The sequence below is a fragment of the Nocardioides sp. CPCC 206348 genome, assembly GCF_048654705.1.
Lineage (GTDB): Bacteria > Actinomycetota > Actinomycetes > Propionibacteriales > Nocardioidaceae > Nocardioides.
The window spans coordinates 28,803-29,148 of sequence record NZ_JBMCZA010000149.1; the positions used below are offsets into that span (position 1 = coordinate 28,803).

The following is a 346-nucleotide window of genomic DNA, read 5'->3' on the forward strand; positions in this document are numbered from 1 at the left end:
TCCTCGACGACGACGCCCGCGCCCACATCGTCCGGCTGGCCGGCGGAGACGCTCGACGGTCGTTGACCTACCTGGAGGCTGCTGCGGGTGCCGCGGTCTCGAGGCTCGCCGGCGCTCGCACCTCGACCACCGGCGACATGATCACCATCGACCTGGCCACGGCCGAGACGGCCGCCGACCAGGCGGCCGTGCGCTACGACCGTGACGGCGACCAGCACTACGACGTGATCAGCGCGTTCATCAAGTCGATTCGCGGCTCGGACGCGGACGCGGCGCTGCATTACCTCGCGCGGATGATGGAGGCGGGCGAGGACCCGCGGTTCATCGCCCGGCGGCTGATCATCCT

Annotated in this window: 1 pseudogene; it reads left to right on the plus strand. The window is 70.8% G+C overall.

Going from position 1 to position 346, the window contains the following annotated elements:
- Nucleotides 1-346, plus strand: a pseudogene (locus ACOADB_RS10365) (replication-associated recombination protein A); the annotation flags it as partial.